The 9,450-nt window shown below is 36.5% G+C and carries 4 protein-coding genes; all 4 read left to right on the forward strand.

The window, feature by feature from the left end:
- On the forward strand, positions 1 to 1,448 hold a 1,448-nt coding region (locus tag KZH69_RS19945; protein ID WP_219319227.1), incomplete at its 5' end, for a T9SS type B sorting domain-containing protein.
- A 53-nt stretch (positions 1,449 to 1,501) separates the two neighbouring features.
- Positions 1,502 to 2,419 carry a PorP/SprF family type IX secretion system membrane protein gene (locus KZH69_RS19950; protein ID WP_219319228.1) on the forward strand — a complete coding sequence of 306 codons (918 nt, stop codon included), beginning with the start codon at positions 1,502 to 1,504 and terminating at the stop codon, positions 2,417 to 2,419.
- A gap of 18 nt (positions 2,420 to 2,437) precedes the next feature.
- Positions 2,438 to 4,303 carry an OmpA family protein gene (locus tag KZH69_RS19955; RefSeq protein WP_219319229.1) on the forward strand — a complete coding sequence of 622 codons (1,866 nt, stop codon included), beginning with the start codon at positions 2,438 to 2,440 and terminating at the stop codon, positions 4,301 to 4,303.
- Positions 4,304 to 4,699: 396 nt separating this feature from the next.
- Positions 4,700 to 9,450: beta strand repeat-containing protein (locus KZH69_RS19960; RefSeq protein ID WP_369410690.1), on the forward strand; the 4,751-nt coding region annotated here is incomplete at its 3' end.

The raw sequence follows: 9,450 nt of genomic DNA on the forward strand, positions 1-9,450 counted from the left end.
CTTGCGGAACACCATCGGGAACAATTACTGTTGTTTCTCAAACAGGAATGGAATACAGTTTGGATGGAACTACCTATCAATCGTCAAATGTATTTGCTGGACTTGTTCCAAATAATTATACGTTGTCTGTTCGAAATGTTTTGGATGTTACTTGTTTAGCTGTATCAGGCACTGCCACTAAAATCAATGCTGTTTCAACAGCTCCGGTTGTTCCGACAGCGCTGAGTGTTGTTCAACCAACTTGCGGAACACCATCGGGAACAATTACTGTTGTTTCTCAAACAGGAATGGAATACAGTTTGGACGGAACTACCTATCAATCGTCAAATGTATTTGGTGGACTTGTTCCAAATAATTATACGTTGTCTGTTCGAAATGTTTTGGATGTTACTTGTTTAGCTGTATCAGGCACTGCCACTAAAATCAATGCTGTTTCAACAGCTCCGGTTGTTCCGACAGCGCTGAGTGTTGTTCAACCAACTTGCGGAACACCATCGGGAACAATTACTGTTGTTTCTCAAACAGGAATGGAATACAGTTTGGACGGAACTACCTATCAATCGTCAAATGTATTTGCTGGACTTGTTCCAAATAATTATACGTTGTCCGTTCGAAATATTTTAGATGCTACTTGTATGGCTTCATCATTGGCTGATACAACAATAGATGCAAAGCCATTGGCTCCAGCAACTCCAATTCTTTTAAATTTGATTCAGCCCACTTGTTCAGTGCCGCTTGGAACTATTGAAATAGAGAATATGGCGGGAGTTGAGTACAGTGTAGGTAATGGGTATCAAAACAATTCTGTTTTTTTAAATTTAGCACCAGCCAACTATATAATAAGTGTTCGATACAAAAGCAATATTACTTGCGAAACTTTTGGTTCGAATCAATTAGTAAATGGAATACCGCCCGAAATTCAATTTGAATCGTCTTGGGCTTGTCAATCTAATAATTACGAATTAACGGCGACTCCACAATTAAATTCCTATGATCCTAGTGCTGTTGAATACATTTGGAAAGATCAAAATGGGAATGCCATTGGAGATAATTCAAATGTTTTGAACGTAAGTAAAGTTCTTGGTAATAGTGCTGAAAAGGAAACCTTTCCGTTGCTTTATAGTCTTACCGTAAGGTCAAATTCTAATGACTGCGAAACAACTTCGAATGTTATAATCGAATCTGTTTACTGTGACATTCAGAAAGGAATTTCTCCAGATGGAAATGGTTCTAATGATTATTTTGATTTGCGATTAATGGACGTGAAAAAACTGGAGATATTTAATAGATACGGACTTCAAGTGTATAGTCAGTCTCATTATACAAATCAATGGAATGGTCAAACCAATAACGGTGAGGCGCTTCCAAGTGCTACTTATTATTATGTCATTGAGTTTAATAATGGTAAATCAAAAACAGGATGGATTTATTTAATTAGAGAAAATTAATAAAAACGTTTTCAAATCAGTTTTCCTTTTTTTTAGAAAAAAATATTTAGAACATGAATAAAATTTTACTGACTGCAATATTGTTTCTAGTACTTGTGATTGATGTTAAGGCACAGCAAGATCCACAATACACTCAATATATGTACAATATGAATGTTATAAACCCTGCTTATGCAGGGACAAAAGAGCATCTCACGTTTGGCTTATTGTATCGAAAACAATGGGTGAATATTGAAGATGCTCCAACTTCTTTTACTTTCTATGGGGAAGGACCATCAGGAAAGAATATAGGAATTGGGCTGTCTATTATTGCCGATAAAATTGGGCCAATAACAGAACAGAATGTATATGGAGATTTTGCTTATAAATTGAAATTGAATGAGAATAGTAATTTGTCTTTTGGAATAAAAGCAGGCGCGACTTTTCAAAAAGTCAACTTTTCAGAGATTGTTCCTACATTACCAGATCCCTCTGAAGGGATTTTTGGTAAAAACAGCAATGACGTGACTCCAAACATAGGGACGGGTGTTTTTTATTACACCGATAAATATTATGTTTCCTTCTCGATCCCAAATTTAATTAATGCTGCTCATTTAGATTATGATGGGGAAAAATATGGCTCAGATGTTTCTCATTACTTTTTGACTGCTGGTTATGTTTTTGATCTTAATCCAAATTTAAAGTTTAAGCCATCATTCTTGTTGAAGTCAGCATTTAACGTTCCTACGTCTTTGGATGTTTCCGCCAATTTTTTATATCAAGAAAAAGTGGAATTTGGAGCAACCTATAGATTACAAGATAGTTTTGGTTTATTAGTAAACTTTAATGTTACTTCCGATTTGAGAATAGGATATGCTTATGATCACATTGTTTCGGATTTGAATATTTCTACCTCGTCATCTCATGAAATAATCATATTATATGATTTTTTGCCTGTCAAAAAAGTATCACTTTCTCCAAGGTTTTTCTAATATTATATACGATTCATAATGAAAAAAAATACTATACTATTATTTTTTACGCTCATTAGTTTTACGCTTTTGGCACAAAATAAATTTACCAAAGTAGCCGATGATTTATTTGAAAGGTATGAATATGTGAAGGCTTCCCGAGAGTACATTTTGTTGGTTGAAAAAGGGAACTCAGATGGATATGTGTATAAGCAATTGGGGGAATGTTATTATAATATGTTCAATGTTGTGGAGGCGGTCAAATGGTACGCCCAAGCTGTAAAAACAGAGCAAGATGCAGAAACGTATTTTAATTATGCGCAAATGCTAAAAGAAAATGCGAGATACGAAGAAGCGAATCTTCAAATGAAGATTTTTGCAGCCAAAGTTCCGGCAGATCAAAGGGCTGTAGAATTTAATAAAAATCCAGATTATTTGCCAAGTTTAATCGATAAGAAAAAACTTTTTGATGTTAAAATATTGGATATCAATTCAGATAAATCTGATTTTGGGGCTGTACTTTATAATGATGTTTTGTATTTCTCGAGTGCCCGAAATGGTGGAGGCAAAAAATACGGGTGGAATGAAGAGCCGTTTTTGGATATTTATCAATCGAATTTGAAAGCGGATGGGAGTTTTTCCGAACCAATTCCCGTTTCCGAACTGAACTCTAGATTTCATGAAGGACCAGTGAGTATAACGGCAGATGGGAATATAATTTATTTTTCCAGTGAAAGTTTCAACTCCAACTCATTTGAAAAAAATAATGCTAAACGGCTAAAATTTGGGCAAGTTCATTTGTTTAAAGCTAAAAAAGAGGATGGTAAGTGGACAGCAATAACCGCTATGCCTTTCAATGATAAAAAATATTCAACTAGTAATCCATCTATTGATAGAGCGGGTAAAATATTGTATTTTTCATCTAATATGCCTGGTTCTATTGGTGGAATTGATATTTGGAAAGTGCAAGTAAATAATGATGGGTCCTTTGGTGTTCCGGAAAATTTGGGAGATAAAATTAATACTGCTGGAGACGAAAGTTTTCCTTTTGTAACAGATGATAATGTCTTGTATTTCGCTTCGAATGGGTTGACTGGTTTTGGTGGATTTGATGTGTTTTTGGTGGATTTGAATAAAAATGATGTTCCTCTTAATGTTGGAAAACCCGTAAATACAGAGAGAGATGATTTTGCGTTGACTTATAATGCAACTAAGCAATTAGGGTATGTTTCTAGTAATAGATCTGGCAAAGATCATATATATTCTTCCATACCTGTTTGTAAAGGTCAGATAAAGGTAGTTGTAAAGAGTTTGAAAGGCGATGCTATTCTAGTCAATTCGAAAGTGCTTATTCTTGATGAAAACAGTAACGTAATTGGTAGTCAAGTATCGAATGAAAAAGGTGAAGTTGTTTATGATGTCGATTGCGAAAAGATATACATCATTGAGGCTTTTAAGGATGGATATATAACGCAAAAAATACCTTTGGCAAAATTTATTGGAGGGGCAATTACAGTCAATGTTACGATAAAACCGATTGATGTGGTTGTTACAGAAACAGAAATTATTTTGAATCCAATTTATTTTGAATTCAATAAAAGTAATATAACTAAACAAGGAGCAGAAGAGCTGGATAAATTGGTTTATGTAATGACGCAAAATGACAAATTGAAGATTTATGTAAAATCACATTCTGATTCCAAAGGAGATGATAAGTATAATTTAAACCTTTCGGATAAAAGAGCCAAAGCAACGGTTCAATATGTAATTAGCAAAGGTATTGAAGCATCTCGTGTTTCAGGTAAAGGTTTTGGAGAAACGGAACTCAAAATTGACTGTAAAAATAAATGCACAGAAGAACAAAATGCAATAAATAGGAGATCTGAGTTTTTGCTGGTAAAATAGTAATGGATTCAAATGGATTGTATTATTAATCACAAATTACTCACAATTAGTGAGTTTATGTAAACTTTTCAACACTATTACGTTTTCGTAAATGAATTGAAAATAACTTAAGGTTAATAAATGAAAATTTAAATAAATTTAACATGTAAAAATGAAAAATATATAATTTAAATGAAAAAATAATTTATTTAATATAAAATATTAACTCAAAAAAAACAGATATCTCAAATTACTACACAATAAAAAAATTGAGTTAACACTCCAAATCATACTATTATTTATAACCTACTATTTATGCGAAACTGTATTTTGCAATCCCTTTTTGTCCCAAAAAAGAGATTATTACTGCTTATTATTTTATGTTTTATAACATTTACATTTTCAAATGCCCAGAATTTGCTCTCATCTAATAATAATAATCCTGGTTTTGAGGGGATTGGAGGGTTTCAAACTAATGGATATACTGATATTTCTCCTGGTACGAGTGGAACTAGTTCAAATGGTAATTATGCCTTAACAGGAAGTTCTGGGCCTATGAATACCTCTAGTTTTAACAATGTATTGCCGCATTCTGGAAGCAAAATGATGGTGATTGACGCAAATAATGATATTTTTTGGAGGCAAAATCCGAACATACAATTGCAAGGTGGGGTTAAATATACTTTCTCTTACTGGGTGATAAATATTAATAAGAACGGAACTAGTAATGCTGCATTTCCAAATCCGGTTATTGTGTTTAATGCTCTGGATCAATGTAGTTGTACGCCAATTTTGAAATCTGGAAGTGCTACTGTAAATAATGCGACCTGGCAACAAGTAATTTACGAATTTACTCCGTCAGGAACAGGAGCGAAATGGGTTCGAATAGAATTATCGACACCCGGAGCAACACCAAATGGTAATGATTTTGCCATTGATGATTTGTCTTTGACTGAACCTCCACTTCCTTTATCCATAAGTACATCTCAAACTGCAATATCTTGTCCTGGATTGAATGACGGATCAATATCTGCTTATGGTTTTGGAGGGGTACAGCCCTATTCATATAAGCTGACACCTTCTGTGGGTTTAGCAGTTAGTAATTCAACTGGAATTTTTACAAATTTGGCTGCGGGGACATATAAGATTGAAGTCTTCGATGCTAATTCTCCTATGGGTTCTGCCTCAAAAAACGTTACAATAAATTCAGTTTTAGACATGACTATTTCGGGAAGTATTCCCGCAAATGCAACTCTGGTTCCTGCAACCAGTTCGCAGCCATTAAATACAACAATTTGTGCCGGAAGTACTATAACATTGGTAGCTAATAATATGGTTGGTTATACTTGGTCATCTACTCCGATCGATCCTAGTTTGTCTGTGCCAAATTCAGCTTCTATTACAGTGACTCCAACAGTTAACACTGTGTATAAAGTAACGGCTACTGGTCCAACAGGAGCATTAGGGAATTTGGTTTATAATGGTGATTTTGAAAATGATGTCGCCGGTTTTTCCTCTGATTATAAATATTTAGCAACGAATCCTGCTTTTGAAAAAAGAACATACGGAGTTATTGCAAATCCCAATACATGGGGTTCAGTTTATGATAGTGCACAAGATCATACCAATCCCGGAGTTGGAAAATTTTTTATAACGGATGGTTCAACTTCGACACCAATTATTGATAAAGTTTGGGGACAGAATATAGCTGTGAAACCAGGAATAACCTATGATTTTAATTATTTTTTACGAACAATTACTTCTACTTTTCCATTGCTTCCAGCCAAAATGCAGTTAAAAATAAATGGAGTCGTTATAAATAATACAGCTTCATCGCCAACAGATGTGGCGCCTTCAACTACAGCTGGGGGATGGGTGTCCTATAAGCATACTTGGACAGCAGGCGTTGGAGTAACTATTGCCGTAATTGAGTTATATGATATTGAAACTAATGGTTCTGGAAATGATTTTGGATTAGATGATATAACATTTATACCTCAAGGAGCTGGTACATGTACGGTTTCAAAAGAAATAACAGTTAATGTATCTCCTGGAACTTCTGATACTTCTTTTACTTATCCTACATCGGCTTGTCAATCTGTAACTACTCTTATCCCAACAGAAACAACTCCTGCCACTTTTACAACTGGAGGAGTCTGGAGTAAATCTTCTGCAGGAGGTACGTTATCAATAAATAGTAGTACTGGAGAAATAAATCCATCCTTGAGTACCACAGGAATATTTACAGTTAAATATGAAGTGTTGCAAAATCTTTCCATTTGTCAAGCAGCAAGTTCTTCTACTTTTGATATCACGATAAACCCTCAACCAATTGCTGGAACAGCTGGAAGTACGACCGTTTGTGAAAGCAGTAGTACTTCAATAAACTTATCTAGTTTAATTACTGGAGAGCAACCTGGAGGAACTTGGACAAGAACCACAGGAGCAGGAGGAACATTTAATGCGGGTTCTGGTACATTTACACCAGCTGTTGGGGCAACGACGAGTACATTTACTTATACTTTAATCGGTACTTCTCCTTGCGTAAACAGCACTAGTGTTGCCACAGTAAATATTAATCCGCAACCAGTTGCAGGAGCTTCTGGAAATACGACCGTTTGTGAAAGCAGTAGTGCTTCAATAAACTTATCGAGTTTAATAACTGGAGAGCAATCTGGTGGAACTTGGACAAGAACCTCAGGAGCAGCAGGAACATTTAATGCCGCTTCCAGTACCTTTACGCCAACAGTTGGGGCAACGACAAGTACATTTACTTATACTTTAATCGGTACTTCTCCTTGCGTAAACAGCACTAGTGTTGCCACAGTAAATATTAATCCGCAACCAGTTGCAGGAGCTTCTGGAAATACGACCGTTTGTGAAAGCAGTAGTACTTCAATAAATTTATCGAGTTTAATAACTGGAGAGCAATCTGGTGGAACTTGGACAAGAACCTCAGGAGCAGCAGGAACATTTAATGCCGCTTCCGGTGCCTTTACGCCAACAGTTGGGGCAACGACAAGTACATTTACTTATACTTTAATCGGTACTTCTCCTTGCGTAAACAGCACTAGTGTTGCCACAGTAAATATTAATCCGCAACCAATTGCTGGAACAGCTGGAAATACGACCGTTTGTGAAAGTAGTAGTACTTCAATAAATTTATCCAGTATAGTAACTGGAGAACAATCGGGCGGAGCTTGGACAAGAACAACAGGAACAGGGGGAATTTTTAATGCGGGTTCTGGTACATATACACCAGCTGTTGGAGCAACGACAAGTACATTTACTTATAGTTTGACAGGAATATCACCTTGTATCAATAGTTCTAGTATTGCTACAATAAATATTAATGCACAACCAGATGCAGGAACTTCAGGAAATACAACTGTATGTGAAAGCAGTAGTACTCCAATAAATTTATCGAGTTTAATAACTGGAGAGCAATCTGGGGGAACTTGGACAAGATCCACAGGAGCAGGAGGGACATTTAATGCCGCTTCCGGCACCTTTACGCCAGCTTTAGGAGCAACGGCAAGTGCGTTTACTTATACTTTAATCGGTACTTCACCTTGCCTTAATAGTTCTAGTGTTGCTGCGGTAAATATCAATACGCAACCAATTGCTGGAACATCTGGAAATGTGACCGTTTGTGAAAGCAGTAATGCTTCAATAAATTTATTCAGTTTAATAACTGGAGAACAATCAGGTGGGATTTGGACAAGAACAACGGGAACAGGAGGAATTTTTAATGCGGGTTCTGGTTTTTTCACGCCAGCAGTTGGGGCAACGACTAGTACATTTACATATACTTTAGTTGGCACTTCTCCTTGTGTAAACAGCACTAGTGTTGCTACGATAAATATTAATCCGCAACCAATTGCTGGAACATCTGGAAATACGACCGTTTGTGAAAGCAGTAGTACTTCAATAAATTTATTCAGTTTAATAACTGGAGAAGAATCAGGAGGGACTTGGACAAGAACAACAGGGACAGGAGGAATTTTTAATGCGGGTTCCGGTACATATACACCAGCTGTAGGAGCAACGATAAGTACATTTACATATACTTTAATCGGTACTTCTCCTTGCGTTAACACTTCTAGTTTGGCAACAATAAATATCAATCCGCAACCAATTGCAGGAACATCTGGCAATACGGCCGTTTGCGAAAGTAGTGTCATTTCAATAGATTTATTTAGTTTAATAACTGGTGAACAATCTGGAGGGACTTGGACAAGAACAACTGGAACAGGAGGGACATTTAATGCTGCTTCGGGTGTCTTCACACCAGCAGTTGGGGCAACGACTAGTACATTTACATATACTTTAGTTGGCACTTCTCCTTGTGTGAACAGCACTAGTGTTGCAACTGTAAATATTAATCCGATTCCTGTGTTATCTATTAATTGTGGTGCCCCGACGACTACAAGTGTGACTTTTAACTGGAATGCCATTTCAGGTGCAACAAGTTATGATTATACTTACAGTATAGATTCGTCAGCTCCGATTTCTGGGTCTGTTTCCGGAACAACACTTGTAATCAATAGCTTGTCACCAGGCCAAAATGTAGCTATTACTGTAGTCTCTGTTGGTAATACTTGTGTTACAACAGCTAACGGAAATTGCGTTTCATCGAATTGCCCTTTACCAACGGTCGACCCAGTATCAGATATCACAACCTTTTGTGCCAATGGAACTGTAAGTGTTCCCATTTTTACAAGTACACCTGTGGGTGCAACTTTTAATTGGGCTAGCAATAATACTGCTATTGGAATTGGAGCTAACGGAACTGGGAATATTTTGCCTTTTACAGCTGTTAATGCAACTGCTGTTATTCAGACTGCAACAATATCGGTAACTGCATTTGATGGTGTATGCACGGGGCCAGCGAGCACTTTTAAAATTAGCATAAACCCATTGCCAACGGTAAGTATTTCAGGAACTACTTCTGTGTGTTCGGGCACTGGCACGAATATTACTTTTACGGGAACTCCAAATGCTACTGTAACGTATACTATAAATTCAGGAGTAAATCAAGGTATTGTTTTGGATGCTGCAGGAACAGCTTTATTGCCAACGGGTAATTTAACGTCTACTGCAAGTTATGATTTGGTAAGTGTGTTGAATTCGGTGACGAATTGTTCACAAACCCAGGTGGGTAATGC

Source organism: Flavobacterium taihuense (assembly GCF_019351435.1).
GTDB classification, from domain to species: domain Bacteria; phylum Bacteroidota; class Bacteroidia; order Flavobacteriales; family Flavobacteriaceae; genus Flavobacterium; species Flavobacterium taihuense.

What these genes read in the sequence shown, in the direction of transcription:
- KZH69_RS19950 (WP_219319228.1), top strand. Translation starts at nt 1,502, where the DNA reads ATGAATAAAATTTTACTGACTGCAATATTGTTTCTAGTACTTGTGATT.
- KZH69_RS19955 (WP_219319229.1), top strand. Translation starts at nt 2,438, where the DNA reads ATGAAAAAAAATACTATACTATTATTTTTTACGCTCATTAGTTTTACG.